Origin of the sequence: Acidipropionibacterium virtanenii, from assembly GCF_003325455.1 — a bacterium.
In the GTDB taxonomy this organism is placed as follows: Bacteria; Actinomycetota; Actinomycetes; order Propionibacteriales; family Propionibacteriaceae; genus Acidipropionibacterium; species Acidipropionibacterium virtanenii.
Window position 1 is genome coordinate 1693636 of record NZ_CP025198.1, and the last position, 19630, is coordinate 1713265.

11 protein-coding genes are annotated in these 19630 nt (G+C 68.2%); 5 read left to right on the plus strand and 6 right to left on the minus strand.

Features of this window, described 5'->3' with window-relative positions:
- Positions 1 to 26 precede the first annotated feature (26 nt).
- Positions 27 to 1655: a phosphoglucomutase (alpha-D-glucose-1,6-bisphosphate-dependent) gene (gene pgm / locus JS278_RS07810; protein ID WP_114044684.1), complete on the minus strand. Its 1629-nt coding sequence runs from the start codon at positions 1653 to 1655 to the stop codon at positions 27 to 29.
- A gap of 104 nt (positions 1656 to 1759) precedes the next feature.
- Between pgm and JS278_RS07815 the strand changes: the two genes are divergently transcribed.
- From JS278_RS07815 to JS278_RS07825, 3 genes are all read left to right on the plus strand, one after another.
- Positions 1760 to 2707, plus strand: a complete 948-nt coding sequence (locus JS278_RS07815) for a tetratricopeptide repeat protein (RefSeq protein WP_114044685.1) — start codon at positions 1760 to 1762, stop codon at positions 2705 to 2707.
- Positions 2708 to 2852: 145 nt separating this feature from the next.
- Complete coding sequence (locus tag JS278_RS07820; protein WP_114044686.1) at positions 2853 to 3566, plus strand: HAD family hydrolase; 714 nt, start codon at positions 2853 to 2855, stop codon at positions 3564 to 3566.
- Positions 3567 to 3583: 17 nt separating this feature from the next.
- Positions 3584 to 6085: a glycoside hydrolase family 65 protein gene (locus tag JS278_RS07825; RefSeq protein ID WP_114046196.1), complete on the plus strand. Its 2502-nt coding sequence runs from the start codon at positions 3584 to 3586 to the stop codon at positions 6083 to 6085.
- A 92-nt stretch (positions 6086 to 6177) separates the two neighbouring features.
- Here the strand turns inward: JS278_RS07825 and JS278_RS07830 are convergent, their stop codons facing one another.
- The 4 genes from JS278_RS07830 to JS278_RS07845 form a co-directional block, all read right to left on the minus strand.
- A complete protein-coding gene (locus tag JS278_RS07830) occupies positions 6178 to 8250 on the minus strand; it encodes a glucose PTS transporter subunit IIA (protein WP_114044687.1) in 2073 nt (690 codons plus the stop codon).
- A 218-nt stretch (positions 8251 to 8468) separates the two neighbouring features.
- Positions 8469 to 10421 (minus strand): 1,4-alpha-glucan branching protein GlgB, encoded by a 1953-nt coding sequence (gene glgB / locus JS278_RS07835; protein WP_114044688.1) that lies wholly within the window; start codon positions 10419 to 10421, stop codon positions 8469 to 8471.
- A gap of 1 nt (position 10422) precedes the next feature.
- The gene (locus JS278_RS07840) at positions 10423 to 11775 is read right to left on the minus strand and encodes a maltokinase N-terminal cap-like domain-containing protein (protein WP_114046197.1); all 1353 of its coding nucleotides are present in this window, start codon (positions 11773 to 11775) and stop codon (positions 10423 to 10425) included.
- Between the two features lie 5 nt (positions 11776 to 11780).
- Positions 11781 to 13802, minus strand: coding sequence for an alpha-1,4-glucan--maltose-1-phosphate maltosyltransferase (locus JS278_RS07845; protein WP_181833891.1), 2022 nt, complete (start codon positions 13800 to 13802; stop codon positions 11781 to 11783).
- A gap of 364 nt (positions 13803 to 14166) precedes the next feature.
- Here JS278_RS07845 and glgP point away from each other — a divergent pair, with 364 nt between their 5' ends.
- A complete protein-coding gene (gene glgP, locus JS278_RS07850; protein WP_114044689.1) occupies positions 14167 to 16719 on the plus strand; it encodes an alpha-glucan family phosphorylase in 2553 nt (850 codons plus the stop codon).
- A gap of 363 nt (positions 16720 to 17082) precedes the next feature.
- On the plus strand, positions 17083 to 17229 hold the full coding sequence (locus JS278_RS16005; protein ID WP_181833857.1) for a hypothetical protein: 147 nt from the start codon (positions 17083 to 17085) through the stop codon (positions 17227 to 17229).
- 47 nt (positions 17230 to 17276) lie between these two features.
- On the opposite strand, the gene glgX is transcribed toward JS278_RS16005, so the two are convergent.
- A complete protein-coding gene (gene glgX / locus JS278_RS07860) occupies positions 17277 to 19484 on the minus strand; it encodes a glycogen debranching protein GlgX (protein WP_114044691.1) in 2208 nt (735 codons plus the stop codon).
- Positions 19485 to 19630: the final 146 nt, after the last annotated feature.

Below are 19630 nucleotides of genomic sequence, written 5' to 3' on the forward strand. Positions count from 1 at the left end.
GGATGCCGGGCCCGGTCGACGGCTGGTCACGCCAGGGCTGCGTCGACGACCTCCTTGGCCTGGCCCTGCACCTCGGCCAGGTGGTCGGCGCCGATCAGCGACTCGGCGTAGATCTTGTACTTGTTCTCGGTGCCCGAGGGCCGTGCGGCGAACCAGGCGTGTTCGGTGATCACCTTGATGCCGCCGATAGCAGCACCGTTGCCGGGGGCCTCGGTGAGCACCTTCTCGACCTTCTCGCCGGCCACCGTGTCCGCGGTGACATCGGAGGGCGACAGCTCCTTGAGCCGGGCCTTCTGCTCGCGGGTGGCGTCGGAGTCGATGCGGGCGTAGTACGACTTCCCGAACTTCTCCTCGATCTCGGCGTAGTGCTGGGACGGCGACTTCCCCGTGACCGCCTGGATCTCGCTGGCCAGCAGGGCCAGCAGCAGGCCGTCCTTGTCGGTGGTCCAGGTGTGGCCCTCCAGATCCAGGAAGGAGGCTCCGGCCGATTCCTCGCCGCCGAAGCCGATCTCACCGGTCATCAGGCCGGGCACGAACCACTTGAAGCCCACCGGCACCTCGACCAGCCGGCGTCCCAGCTCGCCGACCACCCGGTCGATGAGGGAGGAGGAGACCAGCGTCTTGCCCACCCCGGCATCGGGGGACCAGCCGGGGCGGTGCGCGTACAGATACTGGATGGCCACCGCCAGGTAGGCGTTCGGGTTCATCAGGCCGGCGTCGGGGGTGACGATGCCGTGCCGGTCGGAGTCGGCGTCATTGCCGGTGGCGATGTCGTAGGAGTCCTTGCTGGCGATCAGCGAGGCCATCGCGTCGGGGGAGGAGCAGTCCATCCGGATCTTGCCGTCGGTGTCCAGCGTCATGAACGACCAGGCGGGATCGACCTTCGGATTGACCACTGACAGGTCCATGCCCAGATGCTCGGAGATGTACTGCCAGTACTGCACGGAGGCCCCGCCCAGCGGGTCGGCGCCGATATGCACCCCGGCCGAGACGATCGCATCGATGTTGATCGCGTGGCGGAGGTCCTCGCAGTATGCGGTGCGGTAATCATGACGGGTGACGTCACCGGCCACCTGGTCGTAGGGCCTGCGGCGGATCCCCGACGGGTCGGCCAGCAGCTCGTTGGCCCGCGCCGCGATCCAGCTGGTGGCATCGGTGTCCGCCGGGCCGCCGTGCGGCGGGTTGTACTTGAACCCGCCGTCGCGCGGCGGGTTGTGGGACGGCGTGACGACGATGCCGTCGGCCCGCGGGCCCTCGTGATCGCGGTTGTGGACGATGATCGCCCGGCTGACGGCCGGCGTGGGAGTCCACTCGTCCTCGCGCTCCGCGACGACATCGACGTCGTTGGCGCCCAGCACCTCAATGGCGGTCCGCCATGCCGGGTCCGACAGGGCATGGGTGTCCTTGCCGATGAACAGCGGGCCGCTGATGCCCTGACCGGTGCGGTACTCGACGATCGCCTGTGTCGTCGCTGCGATGTGGGCGTCGTTGAACGCTCCGTCCAGCGAGGAGCCACGATGCCCGGAGGTGCCGAACACCACCTGCTGGTCGGGGTTCGTCGGGTCCGGCGTGATGTCGTAGTAGGCCGAGAGGACCGCGTCGACGTTGATGAGATCTTGTTCCTGGGCGGGCTGCCCAGCGCGTGGATGAGCCATGGGCTCATCCTGCCACCCCGTCGCCCGCCCGGGGGAGGACCTGCACCGATCTCTGCGAAGGCGGCGGCGGCTCCCTGTTCGCGGCCTTTGGAGGCTCTGCTTGAATTGGAACCATGTCAGCTGAGTCGTTCAATCGTCCCGGAGCAGTCGACCTGTCAGGTCTGGCAGCGGCTGCCCAGTCCACATCCGGCCCCCAGGCCCCCGGTCCAGGTGGCTCCAGCTGGGTGGTCACCGCCGATGAGGAGCACTTCAACGAGCTGATCGGAAAGTCCATGCAGCACCCGGTGCTGCTGGAACTCACCTCCGCCCATGCCAACGCCCAGGCGATGTCCGACGAGCTCGAACGGCTCACCAATGAGGCCGCCGGGCGGTGGCTGCTGGTGAGGGTCGACGTCGACGCCACCCCCCAGATCGCCCAGGCGCTGCGCGTCCAGGCCGTGCCCACCCTGCTGCCGATCCTCGCCGGGCAACCCGTCTCCCAGCCCATTCAGGGCACTCTCGGCGCCGATCAGCTCAAGGACCTCACCGATCAGATCTCCGAGCTCGCCGTGGCGAATGGCATCACCGGGCGTGCGGCGCCCGTCGCCACCGCGCCGGCACCGGTCGAGGGGCAGGACGGCGAGCAGGCCCCCGCGACCGACCCGCGCACCGCCGCGGTGGAGAAACTGCTCCATCAGGGCCGCTACGCCGACGCCGTCCTCGGCTACGACGAGCTGCTCGCCAAGACTCCCGGAGATCCCGTGCTGCTCGCCGGCCGGGCCGGCGCGGCCACCCTGCAGCGCCTGGACGGGCAGGACCCTCACGCGCTGCTGGAGGCCGGCGAGGCGGCGGCTCCCGGCGACGTCGACGCTCAGCTGGCCGCGGCCGACGTCGAGCTCATGGGAGGCGACCCCGCCAAGGCCTTCGACCGGATCATCGGCGCCATCCGCGTCACCCGCGAGGAGGAGCGCGAGCGGGCCCGCACCCGCCTTCTCGAACTCTTCGAGATGGTCGGGAGCGCCGACCCCGCCGTCGCCCCGGCCCGTCGAGCCCTGGCGGCCGCACTGTTCTGAACTGTCCATGGAGAGGGCGACCCCTCCACGTCGCTCCGCTCGCTGCCTCGGGCGGGTCGGGTCCGCGTCCGGGGGCGGCGGGTTTCCGCGCAGGGCGAGGGCCCACGCTTAACGCGCTTCTGGGAGTTGCCCCTAGCATGGCCGCATGGACTGGACCGCATACTCGGGAGCGCTCTTCGATCTGGATGGCGTCCTGACCCCGACCGCTATCATCCACCGCCGGGCCTGGGCCGAGATGTTCAACGGTTTCCTCGCCCGATATCCCGAGGCTCGGCCGTACACCGATGATGACTACTTCGCCTTCGTCGACGGCAAACCCCGTTACGACGGGGTGCGTGACGTGCTGGTGGACCGGGGGATCACGCTGCCCCAGGGGAGCCCCTCCGACGCCGCCTCCGCCGAGACCGTCTGCGGTCTGGGCAACCGTAAGAACGACGTCTTCGTGCAGGTGCTCTCGCGCGACGGCATCGGACCCTACCCCGGCTCCCAGCATCTGGTCGACGTGCTCATCTCGCGCCGTGTGGCGATGGGGGTGGTCTCCTCCTCCCGCAATGCGGATCCGGTCCTGAGGGCGTCGGGCCTGCGGGACAGATTCTCCGTGCTGGTCGACGGGGACGTGGCGGCCCGAGAGGGGCTGAAGGGCAAGCCGGCTCCCGACACCTATCTTCGGGGCGCTCAGCTGCTCGGCCTGGATCCGGGCCGGTGCGTCGTCTTCGAGGATGCCGTCTCGGGCGTGGCGGCGGGTTCTGCCGGAGCCTTCGGGCTGGTCATCGGGGTGGACCGCGGGGTGGGGCACGACAAACTGCTCGCCGCGGGCGCGGACATCGTGATCGACGATCTCGAGGAGGCTATCCGGTGACGACGCACATCAACGACATGTCGGGGTTCCACGACCCGATGGACCGCTACCGTTTCCCCGACGATCCCTGGGCGATCGTCGAGACCGCGCCCAGCACCAAGGACCTCGGCAAGACCGAGACGCTGTTCTCGGTGGGCAACGGGTACCTCGGGATGCGCGGGAACCCCTCGGAGGGCCGCGACTCCCACTTCCACGGCACCTTCATCAACGGCTTCCACGACGTGTGGGACATCCACCACGCCGAGAACGCCTACGGCTTCGCCCGCACCGGCCAGACCATCGTCAATGTCCCCGACTCCAAACTCATCAAGCTCTACGTCGATGACGAGCCGCTGCTGCTCAGCGTCAACGAGCTGCAGTCCTACAAGCGCTGGATCGACTTCCGGGAGGGGGTGCTGCGCCGCGAACTGGTGTGGCGCACCCCGGCCGGCAAACTCGTCCGGGTCGCCACCTCCCGGATGGTGTCCTTCACCCAGCGCCACCTCGCCCTCATCAGTATCGAGGTGACGATGCTGGAGGGGGACGCCCCGATCGTCATCAGCTCCCAGGTCCTCAACCGCCAGGACGGTCTGGACGAGTACCACGTCAAGGAGGACTCGCTGGGCGGGGTCGACGACCCGAGGCGCTCCCAGCTCACCGGCCAGCGGGTGCTCAATCCCGAGATCAACTGGCACTCCGACCGCCGGATGATCTTCGGCTTCCGCACCGTCCGTTCCGGGATGACGCTGGCCGTCGGCGCCGATCACGCCATCGAGACCGACAACCACGTCGACGAGATCATTGACACCAGTCCCGACATCGGCAAGCGGGTCTACCGGGTCGAGGCCAGGCAGGGCGTGCCGGTGCGCGTCGAGAAGGCGGTGGCCTACCACACCTCCCGCGGGGTGCCGGTCCATGAGCTCTTCGACCGGGTGCGCCGCACCCTTGACCGGGTCCGCGAGCAGGGCCACGAGCCCTATCACAAGGCCCAGCGCCGATGGCTCGAGGACTACTGGGCCACCGCCGACGTCGAGGTCGAGGGGGCGCCCCCGGGCGTCGAGCAGGCGATCCGCTGGAACCTCTTCCAGATCGCGCAGGCCTCGGCACGCGCCGACCAGATGGGTATTCCCGCCAAGGGGGTCACCGGATCCGGGTACGAGGGGCACTTCTTCTGGGACTCCGAGGTCTACATGATCCCGATGCTGACCTTCACCCATCCCAGACTCGCCGAGAATGCGCTGCGATTCCGGGTGAACACCCTGCCCCAGGCCAAGGAGCGGGCCAAGGAGCTGTCGGAGCGCGGGGCGCTGTTCCCCTGGCGGACGATCAACGGCGAGGAGGCCTCGGCCTACTACGCCGCCGGCACCGCCCAGTACCACATCAACGCCGACATCGCGCATTCCCTGATGACCTACGCCCTGGCCACCCATGACAAGAATTTCCTGTACCGGGATGCCGCACCGGTGATGGTGGAGACCGCGAGGCTGTGGGCCGACCTGGGGTTCTGGCGGGACAACGGCGGCCACCAGTTCCACATCCACGGGGTCACGGGCCCCGACGAGTACACCACGGTGGTGAACAACAACTTCTACACCAACGTGATGGCCCGGGCGAACCTCTTCGACGCCGCCTGGCTGATGCGCCGGATGGCCGCCGACGACCCACTGTGGTATGAGCATCTGCTCGACGAGCTCGGTCTGAGCGCCGAGGAGATCACCACCTGGGAGGAGTGCGCCGAGGGGATGGTGATCCCCTTCGACGAGACCTTCGGCATCCATCCCCAGGACGACCAGTTCCTGGAACGCGAGCTGTGGGACCTGGCCAACACCCCGGCCTCCAAGCGCCCCCTGCTGCTGCACTACCACCCGCTGGTGATCTACCGTTTCCAGGTGCTCAAGCAGGCCGACGTCGTGCTGGCGATGTTCCTGCAGGGAGAGGATTTCACCCATGCGGTGAAGCTTGCCGACTTCGAGTACTACGACCCGATCACGACCGGGGATTCCAGCCTTTCGGCGGTGGCGCAGTCGATCATCGCCGCCGAGGTGGGCCATCAGGAGATGGCCATGGACTATTTCCTCGACGCCCTGTACTGCGATCTGGCCGACACCCACCGCAACAGCGCCGACGGCGTCCACGTCGCCTCGGCCGGTGGGATCTGGGGCTGCCTGGTGCACGGCTTCTCCGGGATGCGGCATCTGAAGGGCCGGCTGAGCTTCGATCCGCGACTGCCCAGTGCCTGGGAGCGGATCCGCTACCGGGTCGTGGTGGGGGGCAGCACCCTCCAGGTGGACCTGAGCCGCGACGAGATCGCCTTCGAGGTGGTCTCCGGCCATGACCTGGAGGTCTCGGTACGTGGTGAGAAGGTCCACGTCGGCGCCGAGACCGTCCGCGTGCCGCTCACCGACCAGGGGCCGCTGCGGCCCAGTCTGAGAGGCACCCACCCGGTTGCCGGTCTGCGCCGGGCCGACGGATCCCTGGTGACCGCCGAGGTCCCCGGGTCGGTGTCCCCGGTGACCCCCGACACCGTCATCGGTAGCTGATCGGGCCGGCACCGGCCACGGCCTGGCACGACGAAGGGGCCGCCTCCAGCTGGAGGCGGCCCCTTCGTCTGCTCGGTCGACAGGTCAGCCGATCACCTGGTCACGGTGATCACCGGGGTGCCCGCGGACACCGCGTCGGCCGGGATGCCGGCCACCTCGGAGAACTCGTACCCGTTGGTGACCAGCACCGGGGTGATGTTCGAGTACCCGGCATCGGCGATGATCTGACGGTCGAAGACCACCAGCGGCTGTCCGGCGGTGACCCTGTCACCGGCCGCCACCTTGACGTCGAATCCCTTGCCGCCGAGCTCGACGGTGTCGATGCCGACGTGGATCAGCAGCTCCACCCCGTCGTCGAGCTTCAGGCCGAAGGCGTGTCCGGAATCGGGGGCCGTCACGATCGTGCCGTCAGCAGGCGACACGACCGTGTCGTTGGTCGGGTCGATGGCGATGCCCTGACCCACCACCCCGGTGGAGAACACCGGATCGGGGATCTCGGTGATCGGCAGTGACCGGCCCTCCAGCGGGGAGGTCACGGTGATCGTGGCCGTCTCGGTGGTGGTCCTCTCGGCGACGGCGGTCGCCGTGGTGCCGGGATGGGTGCTCGGCGCCGGTGCCACGGCGACGTCGGGGCTGGTCGGCGAGACCGCCTCCGGGCGCGACTCCTCGGCCTCCTGCGCCTCTTGCGCCGCCTTCGCGGCCTTGACCTCGGCCCTCTCCTCAGGGGTGCGGTAATCCCGGATGATCACCAGCGCCATCGCGGTGAAGAAGGCTGCGGCGATCGCGATGCAGTACAGCGGGATCTTGTTGAAGGCCGGGATGGTCAGCAGGGAGGTGAACACGAAGGCGCTGGTGTGCAGCCCGCCACCGATACCGATGATGAGGCCGCCCAGCAGACAGCCGGCGAGGATGGACGGGTAGATCCGCTTGAATCGCAGATGGATGCCATACAGGGAGGGTTCGGAGATGCCGCCGACCAGGCCGGCCACCAGGGCGCCGGTGGCCGTCACGCGCATCTGCTTGTCCTTGTCCCTCATGGCGATCACCATGACGCCGGCGGTGGCGCCGAAGCAGGCGAAGTTCCAGGCGCCCATCGGGCCCTGGATGAAGTCGTAGCCCAGGGTCTGGATGTTGAGCAGCATGATCGCGTTGATCGGCCAGTGCAGGCCCAGCGGCACCATGAAGGGGTAGATCAGTGGGATGACGATGGCGAAGATGAAGGGCGAGAAGTTGTTCACCGCGCTGAGGCCCTGAGCCAGGTAGGCGCCGACGTAGACGCCGATCGGGCCGATGATGAAGGCGGTCAGCGGCAGCATGACGAGCATCGCCAGGAAGGGCACGAAGATCAGCTGGACGTTCTCCGCGATGATCTTCTTCAGCCCCCGCCACAGCGGCCCGAGGACCGCGGCCATCAGCAGCGGTGGGAAGACCTGCTGACCGTAGTCGAAGATGGTCAGCGGCAGCCCGAAGATGTGAACGATGCTGACGTCGGAGCCGGCGATGGAGGCTGTGTGGGCGGCCTTGCCCAGATCGGAGAATCCGGGCAGCATGACGATCGCCATGACGGCGAAGCCCACCCACGGGTCGGCGCCGACCTTCTTGGAGGCGTTGTAGGCCACCATGAGGGGCAGGAAGTAGAAGACGGTCTTCCAGGCCAGGTTCACGAACTGCCACGAGACCGGCAGGGTGACCGTCGGGTCTGCCCAGTTGCCGATCACCCCGGTCGTCGCCATCAGCGACATGAAGGTGATGAACAGGGAGGCGCCCAGCAGGGCGCCGATGAGGGGTCGGAAGGAGTCCGAGAGGAACTCGAAGAAGTTGTCCAGCCAGGAGAACTTGCCCCGGGGACCGCCCGATCGGGCGGCAGCCTTGACGTCGGCGTCGGACTGCTGCTCGGAGGCTGACGCCTGGCCTTCTGCGGCCATATCGGGCAGCGCCATGATCTCGTTGTAGACGGTCGTCACCGCACCGCCTATCACCACCTGGTAGCGGTCGCCGCTCTGCGGCACCGCGCCCATCACTCCTGGAATGGCCTCGACGGTCGGAGTGCTGACCGCCGAACCGTCCTTGAGCTGGAATCTCAGCCGTGTGGCGCAATGGGTCATGCTCGAGATGTTCTCGGCCCCCCCTACCGCCTTCACAATATCGGCTGCTGTTGTTGACATCGTCGTCCTTCCACTGTTGCTGCTCGGACGTCCCGGGTGGAACTCTCATCGCGAAGCATATGTGGGCGGGGACGGATTGTCTCGGCCCGCCCGGGCGATTCCTCGCCGATCCGCGAGCCTGCCTCCCGCGAGCGCGATCAGGCCCGGGATTCCGATATATGTTCTGACGAATCGGGGGCGTGCCCGATTGCGGACGCGCCCCCGATCCCTGTGGCCCATCAGGCCTCGACGACCGGCTCCTCCTCGGTGTCATCGATCTGCGACAGGTCCTCGGCGGACGGATCGTACTCCAGCCACACCGAGCCCAGCGGCGGCACGCACACCTGGGCCGAGGCCGGGAACCGGTCATTGAGCGGCTCGGCCGAGGCCACCACCTGGCCCAGGTTGCCGAACTGACCGGTGCCGTCGTAGACCTCGGCGTCGGTGTTGAGCAGCTCCTTCCACACCCCTGCGTACGGCAGCCCGATCTGATAGCGGGACTGCGGGTTCGGGGAGAAATTGGTCAGGCAGGCCACCACATGACCGTCGGAGTCCTTGCGCAGCCAGGAGAACAGATTGTTGCCGGCGTCATTGGCGTCGATCCACTCGAAGCCGCCCGGATCGGAGTCCAGCTCCCAGAACTCGGCGTGGTCGCGATAGATGTGGTTGAGGTCGCGGAACAGTCTCTTGAGGCCGCCATGGCCCCACAGGTCGGCGACGAACCACTCCAGACTCACCGACTCGTCGAACTCGTGGCGCTGGCCGAACTCCTGGCCCATGAAGACCAGCTGCTTGCCGGGGAAGGCCCACATGTAGGAGTAGAAGGCGCGCAACGTGGCGAACTGCTGCCAGTCGTCGCCCTGGACCTTGGCGATCATCGACCCCTTGCCGTGCACCACCTCGTCATGGCTGATCGGGAGGATGAAGTTCTCCGAGTACTGATAGACCATGGCGAAGGTCATGTCGTCGTGGTGGTACTGGCGATGGATCGGATTGAGTCCCAGATAACCCAGGGAGTCGTTCATCCAGCCCATATTCCACTTGAACCCGAATCCCAGGCCCCCGGCGTCGGAGGGCTTGGTGACACCCGCGAAACTCGTCGACTCCTCGGCGATCATGAGGATTCCGGGATGGCGCCGGTACAGGTGGGAGTTCACATAGCGCAGGAAATCGATGGCCTCCAGGTTCTCCCGGCCGCCGTACTTGTTGGGGACCCACTGCCCCTCGGGGCGTGAGTAGTCCAGGTACAGCATCGAGGCCACGGCATCGACCCTCAGCCCGTCCACGTGGAACTCGCTGATCCAGTACAGGGCGTTGGAGATGAGGAAGGACTTCACCTCATTGCGGCCGTAGTTGAAGATGTAGGTGCCCCAGTCGAGATGCTCGCCCTGACGGGGGTCGGCGTGCTCGTAGAGCGCGGTGCCGTCGAAGCGGCCCAGGGCCCACTCGTCCTTGGGGAAGTGGCCGGGCACCCAGTCCATGATGACGCCGATGCCGGCCTCGTGCAGGGTGTCGATGAGGTAGCGCAGATCGTCGGGAGTGCCGTAGCGGCTGGTGGGGGAGAAGTAGCCGGTCACCTGGTAGCCCCACGACGGGGCGAAGGGGTGCTCCGACAGCGGCATGAACTCCACATGGGTGTAGCCCTGCCACTGCACGTAGGAGACGAGTTCGTCGGCGAGCTCCCGGTAGCTGAGGCCCTTGCGCCAGCCGCCCAGATGCACTTCGTAGACGCTCATCGGCTCCTGGTACGCCTTCGACTCGGCACGCCCGGCCACCCAGTCGTCGTCGTGCCACTGGTAGTCGGACTCGTAGACGATGGAGGCGTTGCCGGGGGCCTGTTCGGAGAACCGGGCCATCGGGTCCACCTTCTCGTGCCAGTTGCCCCACTGGTCGAGGATGCGGAACTTGTACTTGGTGCCGGCCCCGACGCCCTCGATGAAGGTGCCCCACACACCCGAGCCGGGGATGATGCGCATCGGGTCGCCGTTCCACCAGTTGAAGTCGGCGATCACCTCGACCGCCTGGGCGTTGGGGGCCCACACGGTGAACCGGGTGCCGGTGACCGGCCCGCGCTCGTCGTCGTCGACGGTGATGACGTGAGCGCCCAGCCGGCGCCAGGCCTCCGTGTCACCGCCTGAGTGGAATCCCTCGAGGTCCCATCCGGTCAAGCCACCGGCGAGATCATGAGCCATGTCATCGGTCCTTCCGTTCAGCGGTGTCCGGAAGCAACGCTGCCGCTCCGGAACACATCGCGGTGATTGCCCCCAACGGTATGCCGACCCAGCCGGGTCTGTTGAGAGTTTCGTAGACCGTCTCGTAGACGGCCTTGTTCGCCTCGTAGGCGCGCAGCACCGCGTCATCACGGTGCCCGTATCCGGCCAGGAAGGCCGCCCTGGCCCGCTCCAGCCACTCCCGGCGCCCCGCGTCGGCGGGGCCGGGAGCGTCCGATGCGGCGTAGGACAGCGATCGTGTCATTCCGGCGACGTCGCGCCACGGGGAGTCTGGGGAGCGGCGCTCGGCCGCGGAGCGGAGGGGCTCGCCCTCGAAGTCGATGATCCGCCAACCGGCGGGAGTGCTGAGGGTCTGGCCCAGGTGGAAGTCGCCGTGCACCCGGTGGGCGACCAGCGAGCGGCCCCGGAGCCGGTCGAAGACCGCGGCCAGAGCCTCGCGGTGGGTGGCCAGCGCGGGAGCGGCGGCCACGGCGTCGTCCAGCTCCCCGGTCATCCGCGCGGCGACCTGGTCGCCGTCCAGGATGCTGGTCCCGAACCGGTCGGCCATCGCGGCGTGGACGACGGCCAGCGCGCGGCCCAGTTCGGCCATTTCGGAACTCACGTCCCGGCCCTCGGCGGCCCGGGAGCGGACGAGCCGCCAACCGTCCGAGGCGTCGGGGAAGCGGCCGGTCGCCATCACGAGATCGGTGGGTCCGAGCGTCGACCAGGAGACAGTGATGTCGGCGTGGACCGCCGCGTACAGGGTGGGGATCGCCGCGACGCCGGCCCGGTTGAGCTCGGCACACGTGGTGATGTCGAGGTTCTCCCCGGGCTCCAGGCGCCTGAAGAGCTTGATCATCACGGCGTCCTCGCCGTCGCACTCGGCGACGACGGTGGTGTTGGACTGCTCTGCGGACAGCCGGTGGGCGGCGCGCACCGGAGAGGGTGCGCGCCGGAACCGCTCGATCCGCCACCCCTCGCCCGGACCTGCGGCGGTCTCCTCGCCCTGGCCGAGCAGGGCCCGCGCCCAGGCGGCGAGTGCCGGCGAGTCCTCGGCGGCGTCGCACAGCCGGCCGCCGCCCGGCGCGGGGCAGATCGCCGGAGGGCCGTCGGTGCCCCGGCGCCGGCTCAGCAGCAGCTGGTAGGTGTCCCCGCCCCCGTCGTCATGGCGGACCTGAGCCAGGCCGTGATGCACCGGATGGGCGGCGCCCGGGTCGACGGCGCCGAACAGCAGTGCGGCGGCGACCCGGCCGCCACGTCCTTTCCCGGCGAACCAGCGCGCCCCGCTGATGTGCTCCCACAGGTCCGGCAGGGCCTCGGCGGGCAGCGCGGTCACGTCGGTCACCGGCGCAGCGTCATGATGCGGGCGGGCTGGGCGGGATAGAGCTCGACCCAGTCCTCGCGCGCCCAGGTGGCGTCGGCGCCGGTGAACTCGTCGTGGACGTCGAAGAGCTGGTCGTCCGCCAGGCCCAGGGCGGCCATGTCGAAGGTGACATGGGCACCGGCACCCCAGTCGGGATCCAGGGAGACGACGACGATCACGACATCGTCCCCGGCCCGCTTGGAGAAGGCGAAGACCTTGTCATGATCGGTCCGGTGGATCGTGGCGTCGCGCAGCTGCTGAAACGCGGGGTGATCCCGCCGGATCTGGTTCAGCCGGGTCACCAGCTCGATGATGTTGGGCTGGGAGGACCAGTCGCGGGGACGGTACTGGAACTTCTCGGAGTCCAGATACTCCTCGCGGCCCGGCAGCGGGGTGTGCTCGCAGATCTCGAATCCCGAGTACATGCCCCAGGACGGGCTCATGGTCGCGGCCAGGATGGCCCGGATGGCGAATCCGGCAGGGTTGCCGTCGTTGAGGTAGACGGGATTGATGTCAGGGGTGTTGGTGAAGAAGTTCGGGTGGAAGTAGTGGCCGGTGTCGTGGGAGATCTCGTGCAGGTACTCCTCGAGCTCCCACTTCTCGGTGCGCCACACGAAGTACGAGTAGCCCTGCTGGAAGCCCGCCTTCGCCAGGGCCTGCATCATCTCGGGACGGGTGAAGGCCTCGGCCAGGAAGATGATCTCGGGGTGGTCGCGGTGCATCTGCTCCATCACCCACGCCCAGAAGTTCAGCGGCTTGGTGTGGGGATTGTCGACCCGGAAGATCGTCACCCCGTGGCCGATCCAGAACTCCAGCAGGCGGATCACCTCGTGGTAGATGCCGGACGGGTCGTTGTCGAAGTTGATCGGATAGATGTCCTGGTACTTCTTCGGCGGGTTCTCGGCGAAGGCGATGGTGCCGTCGACCCGGGTGGTGAACCATTCGGGATGGCTGTGCACCCAGGGATGGTCGGGGGAGGCCTGCAGGGCGAAGTCCAGGGCCACCTCCAGGCCCAGCGAGTGCGCCTTGCCGACGAACCGGTCGAAGTCGGCGAGAGTGCCCAGCTCGGGATTGACGGCGTCGTGCCCGCCGTCCGGAGAGCCGATCGCCCACGGCGATCCCGGATCATCGGGCCCGGCGTCCGGGGTGTTGTTGGGCCCCTTGCGGAAGGCCCGGCCCACCGGGTGGATCGGCGGCAGGTAGACGACGTCGAAGCCCATCGCCGCGGCGGCCTCGAGCCGCTCGTGGGAGGACTCGAAGGTGCCCGAGACCCAGCCCGACTCCGTGCGGTGGGCGCCCTGGGAGCGGGGGAAGAACTCGTACCAGGATCCGTAGAGGGCCCTGCGGCGCTCGACCTTCAGGGGACTGGCCAGGGTGGCGGTGGTCAGCGGACGGTCGGCGTAGACCTTCATGGCCTTGTTGACGGCCCGGTCCCGGACGACGTCGGCCAGAAGGTCTGCGGGCGACCGGGCGGGATCCAGCGCCTCGGCGGCCCGGCCGATGACCTCGACCTCGTCGGGGCGGGAGGCCGCCGCGGCACGGTCGGCCGCGTCGTCCAGGAGCACCCGGCCCTCGGCGCAGACCAGATCGATGTCGATGCCGGCCTCCAGCTTCGCCTCCGCGTTGTGGTGCCAGGTGCCCCAGGTGTCCGACCAGGCCTCGACGTGCATGGTCCAGTCGCCGGGGGACCAGGCGTGCACCCTGGCCTGCCAGATGTCCAGGCCCATCGGCTCCACCTGCACCATGTCGGTGACGTGGCGCCTGCCGCGCGGGCTGACCAGGACCGCCGACGCCCCCACGGCGTCATGGCCCTCCCGGAAGACGTTCGCGGTGACGATGAACTCCTCGTCGACCACCGCCTTGACGGGCAACCGTCCGCACTCCACCTCGGGGGTGACGTTGTGCACCGGGATGCGGCCGAACCCGCGCAGTGGCAGCTCACCGGGCGTGTCCATGGCCTCGGTCGGGTACGGCCGGTCGGCCCTGGTCGAACGGCGCATGAGATCGGCGATCTCGGCCTCGGTGGCGGCGACACCGGCCTCGGCATCGACGACGCCGGTGTCGGCCTTCGGTGCGCTGGTCACTGCGATGCGACGGGGCGGACGCTTCTTTGCCATGTCACCCTCCTGGACGGGTTCGGGCTCGTTCGGGTCTGCAGTGGAACCTCGGGTCCCGTCGTCGACGTCCTCGTCGGCGACAGCCTGCCGGATGACCCTGGGAATCCTCTGCATGTGGGCCACGCTACCGGGTGCGATGCCCGATCGTGGCCATCGGGCGCATCGGTCCCGGCAGGCGGGTTGCGCGTCGGCCTCCCGGGATGGAACGTGACATCCTGACCGGAGTCCGTCCGATAGGCTGCCTCCCGTGCGTGCTATCAGACGATTCATCGTCCAACCTGTGCTGCCCGAGCCGCTGAAGCCGCTGGGTGAGCTTGCGACCAACCTTCGTTGGAGCTGGAACCTGGACACCCGGGACCTGTTCGCCGACATCGATCCTGCGCTGTGGGACGAGGTCGGTCATGACCCGTTCAAGCTCCTGGCCCGGGTGCCGAGCGACCGGCTCGACATCCTCGCCCAGGACAAGCGCTTCGTCCGGCGTCTCGAGCTGACCGTCGCCGATCTTGATGAGTACATGACCGGCGACCTCTGGTTCCAGGACTGGGCGAAGGAGCATCCCGAGGCGCCGAGCGCCATCGGCTACTTCTCCGCCGAGTTCGGCATCACCAAGGTGCTGCCCCAGTACTCCGGCGGCCTGGGCATCCTCGCCGGCGACCACCTCAAGGCGGCCTCCGACAACGGCGTGCCGATCATCGGGGTGGGCCTGTTCTACCGGCACGGCTATTTCCGCCAGTCCCTCAACGCGCAGGGCTGGCAGCAGGAGCGGTACCCGGTGCTGGACGCCAATGAGATGCCGGTGCGCCCGCTGCGCGACGGCGAGGACCCGCTGCTCATCTCGGTCAACATCTTCGGCAATGAGGTCAAGGCCCAGATCTGGGTGGTGCAGGTCGGCCGGGTGCCGCTGCTGATGCTCGACACCGACATCGACGCCAATCCGGGCCATCTGCGCGGGACCACCGACCAGCTCTACGGCGGCGACCAGGACCACCGTCTGGCCCAGGAGGTGCTGCTGGGAGTCGGCGGCGTGCGGGCGCTGCGCGAGTTCTGCCGGGTGACCGGCCGCCCGGCCCCCGACGTGTACCACGCCAATGAGGGCCATGCCGGGTTCCTCGGCCTGGAGCGGATCCGCGAGTACATGGCCGCCGGCGACAGCTTCGACACCGCTCTGGAGCGCACCCGCGCCGGGAACGTCTTCACCACCCACACCCCGGTGCCGGCCGGCATCGACCGGTTCGGGCTGGACCGGGTCCGCGAGCAGTTCAACGGCTTCGGCGACCTGCCGATCGACCGGGTGCTGGATCTGGGCCGCGAGACCTACGACGGGGGAGACCCGGGCGTCTACAACATGGCTGTGCTCGGGTTCCGTGCCGGGCAGCGGGCCAACGGCGTCTCGCAGCTGCACGGGGAGGTCTCCCGGGAGATGTTCCGCGGCCTGTGGCCGGGATTCGCCACCGCCGAGGTGCCGATCGGATCGGTCACCAACGGTGTCCACCACCGCACCTGGATCCACCCCGAGCTGCTGCGGTTGATGCAGCCCCGGGTCGGGGAGAGCGGCCCCCAGATCCACGACGGCTGCGACTGGTCGGCCCTGGACCGGGTCGACGACCAGACCCTGTGGAGCGCCAAGCGGCATATGCGCACGGCCATGATCGAGATGGCCAGGACCCGTCTGGAGGCCTCCTGCCGCAGCCGCGGGCTGTCCTCGGACTGGGTCTCGGACGCTCTGGACCCCAACGTGCTCACCTTCGGGTTCGCACGGCGCGGCGCCTCCTACAAGCGCCTCACCCTGATGCTCACCGATCCCGAGAGGCTCAAGAGGCTGCTCAACGATCCGGCGACCCCGATCCAGATCGTCATCGCCGGCAAGGCCCACCCCGCCGACGACATCGGCAAGGGCCTCATCCAGCAGATGGTGCAGTTCGCCGACCAGGAGGATGTCCGCGGCAAGATCGTCTTCCTGCCCGACTACGACATCTCCCTTGCGCGCCCGCTCTACCCGGGCTGCGACGTGTGGATGAACAATCCGCTGCGTCCTCTGGAGGCCTGCGGCACCTCGGGAATGAAGGCCGCTCTCAACGGGGCCGCGAACCTGTCTGTGCGAGACGGCTGGTGGGACGAGTGGTACGACCCCCGGTTCGGCTGGGAGATCCCCTCGGCGGAGGGGATCACCGATTCGGGAGCACGCAACGCCCAGGAGGCCGAGTTCCTCTACGACATCATCGAGACCGAGATCATCCCGAAGTTCTACACCCGCGACGCCCACGGGCTGCCGACCGGATGGCTGCGGATGATGCGCGACACGATCCAGATCCTGGGGCCGAAGGTGCTGGCCTCCCGGATGGTCAACGACTACGTCGAGGAGCTGTACACCCCGGCGGCGGTCTCCTCGCGCAAGGTGCAGGGCGAGGCCGCCGTGGAACTGGCCGGCTGGAAGCGGCGGGTCCGCGAGGCCTGGCCGCAGGTCGAGGTGCGCCGTGTGGAGTCGGGCATCACCGGCCGGGTCGCCGTGGGCGCCGAGATCGTGGTGGCCGCCTGGGTGGACCTGGACGGGCTGAGCGCCGACGACGTCGAGGTCCAGCTCGTGATGGGCCCGGTCGACGCCGACGACTGGATGCACGATCTTCAGAACCACTCGATGACCCTGGACGGGGTCAACGAGCGGGGCATCTCGCACTTCTCGGTCTCGATCCCCGCCAAGGATCCGGGATCCTGGGGATGGACGGTGCGCGCCGTGCCGAGGAATGAACTGCTGGCCGGTGACGTCGAGATGGGTCTGGCGGCTGTCGCCCCCGGGGAGTGAGCTGAGACCCAGCACACAACAGTCCGGCCGGGCCGCGGGAATCCGCGGCCCGGCCGGACTGTTTTCTCCGGGTGCGGAGGCGGCGATGTTGCTCCAGAATGGCGGAAATTCGGGAACAGTTCTCACGACCCTCCTGGACAGGAGAGGCCACTGTGATAAGAAAGCTGTCGCCGGTCCGGCGGTCGACGGTGTCACACCGACTCTGGTGGGAAGCAGGGTGTCATGAGGCTCGAGGAGGGCGAGACGATCCAATTTTTCGCTGACTGGGGGTTCTCATGGCCCCTCTGGTGTTCAGAGGGTACGGTATATCCGGATGAGCTCGGCCTCAGCCAAGAACTCGCCGACCGTCTGGAACGATGGGTGATGCACTGGCAACGGCACCACGAGAGCTATCAGGGATGGGACAGCGAGGAGGACCAGGAATGGTCCGACAACGAGGGCGACACCCTCGTCTCACTTCTGAAACAGGAGGCTCCGCAGTTCCGGTTCAAGGATGACCATCGGCGGTAGAGCATGGGGCGAGGCGGGGCATATCCGCGGCCGTCCCGCCCCTGCGCCTACTCGGCGGTGACCGGGGAGACCTGCGCCCAGTCAGGTCCGAGCTCGGCCGAGGTGAGAGGCTCCTCGATCTCCTCCTCGGGGCCTGGGGCAACGGGATTCTCGGGCTCCGGGATCAGGTCTCCCTCCATGATGACGACGCAGCGCTGGGGCAGCGTGATCGTGGTCTCGGCGTCCAGCGGGCCGTCGGGCATCTCGCCGGGCTCGCCGGTGTGTGCGGCGACCGTCCAGGTACGGCTCCACCGGGCCTGCGGGAGGGTGACCTCGACGGGATCGGCGCCGCGGTTGTACCAGGTCAGTACGGCCTCGTCGCGGTCGCTGGTGTAGCGGCCCAGTACGGCTCGCGAGCCGTCGTGCCAGTCGTCGGTCACCATCTGGGCGCCGGAGCCCGACAACCAGGCGAGGTCGGCCCGACCCGTGCGGGTCCCGTCGGCGGAGACGATCTCGTTGTGATGCCGGAAGTTCGCCGGGCGCAGTGTCGGATGGGCTGCCCGAAGTCTGGTGAGGGTGGCGGTAAGCTCGGTGACGTCGGACCAGTTCCCGGCCTCCTCCCAGTCCACCCAGGAGATCGGGGAGTCCTGGCAGTAGGCGTTGTTGTTGCCCTGCTGGGTGCGTCCGATCTCGTCCCCGGCGGCGATCATCGGCACCCCCGCGGAGGTGATCAGGGTGGCCAGGAAGTTGCGGACCTGGCGGTGCCTCAGTGCGTTGATCGCCGGGTCGTCGGTCTCGCCCTCCCAGCCGCAGTTCCACGAGCGGTTCTCATTGGAGCCGTCGTGATTGCCCTCGCCGTTGTCCTTGTTGTGCTTCATGTCGTAGGTCACCAGATCGCGCAGTGTGAAGCCGTCGTGGGCGTCGATGAAGTTCACACAGTTTCCGGGCTTGACATGAAGATCGGCCGAGCCGGAGAGCCGCGTCGCGAGTTCCTGGACGCCGCCCACCGCGCCCCTCCAGAAGTCGCGCATGTAGTCGCGGTAGTGGTCGTTCCAGGCGCTCCAGTCCTCTCCCCAGCGTCCGACCTGGTAGCCGTAGGGACCCAGGTCCCAGGGTTCGGCGATGTGCTTGACCTGGCTGAGCACCGGGTCGGCGCGCAGTGCCTGCTTGAAGGGGTGGTGCTGGTCGACGGAGTGGTCGGCGTCGCGGATCAGGGTGGTGGCCAGGTCGTAGCGGAAGCCGTCGACGCCCATCTCGGTGACCCAGTAGCGCAGTGAGTCCAGCACCATCTGCAGCACGCCGGGGTTGGCGGTGTTGACCGAGTTGCCGCAGCCGGTGACGTCGTAGTCGTTGCGCAGGTCATTGGTGAGTCGGTAGTAGCCGCTGTGGTCGATGCCCCGGAAACTCAGGGTGGGGCCCTCGTGGCCGCCCTCGCCGGTGTGGTTGTAGACGACGTCCAGAAGCACCTCGATGCCGGCCCGGTGGAAGGCGGTGACCATCTCCTTGAACTCGCGGACCTGGTCGCCGAGAGTGCCCACCGAGCAGTAGGCGGCGTGCGGTGCGAAGAAGCCGAGGGTGTTGTAGCCCCAGTAGTTCTTCAACCCCTTGCCCACCACGAAGGGTTCGGAGACGAACTGCTGGATCGGCAGCAGTTCGATCGTGTTGACCCCGACCTCGGTGAGGTGCTCGATGACCGCCGGGTAGGCCAGGCCGGCATAGGTGCCCCTCAGGTGCTCGGGGACCGAGGGGTGCTGCCGGGTGTACCCCTTCACATGGGTCTCGTAGATGACGCACTCGTCGATCGGGCGGCGCCGGGCGATCGGCTCGGGCGGTGCGCTGTCGGCCACCACCACCGACAGGGGCACCGAGCGGGCGGAGTCGCGGGTGTCGGCGGCGTAGTTGGACCGATCGGTGTGGTCGAGGATCGGCCCGGAGTAGTCGACGCCGGCGGTGATGGCTCGGGCGTAGGGGTCGATGAGCAGTTTGGCGGGGTTGAACCGCATGCCGTGGTCGGGATCCCACTTGCCGTGTACCCGGTAGCCGTACAGCTGGCCCGCGGTGATGCCGGGCACGAAGACCATCCATACCCCGTCGGGTGCCTTGGCCATGTCGACGTTCATCTGGGAGCGGTCGGTGTTGACCAGGGCGAGTTCCACAGCTGTGGCACGAGGTGCCCACAGTCCGAAGCGGCATCCACCGTCCATCAACGTGGCGCCCAGGACGCTGGAGTCGGTTGGGGCGGTCACGGCGGGACTCTGACCGGCGGGCGGAACCATGTGTGATCTCTCTCAAGATGGACGGGAAATACAACAACCAGGAATGATAGGCCCTCGACGCCGTCACGGCAGGCGATGCGGCCAACCTCGCGCGAAGAGCTGAAGCCCCGTCCGGATGTCGGACAGATGCCATGTCAACTCGTCTC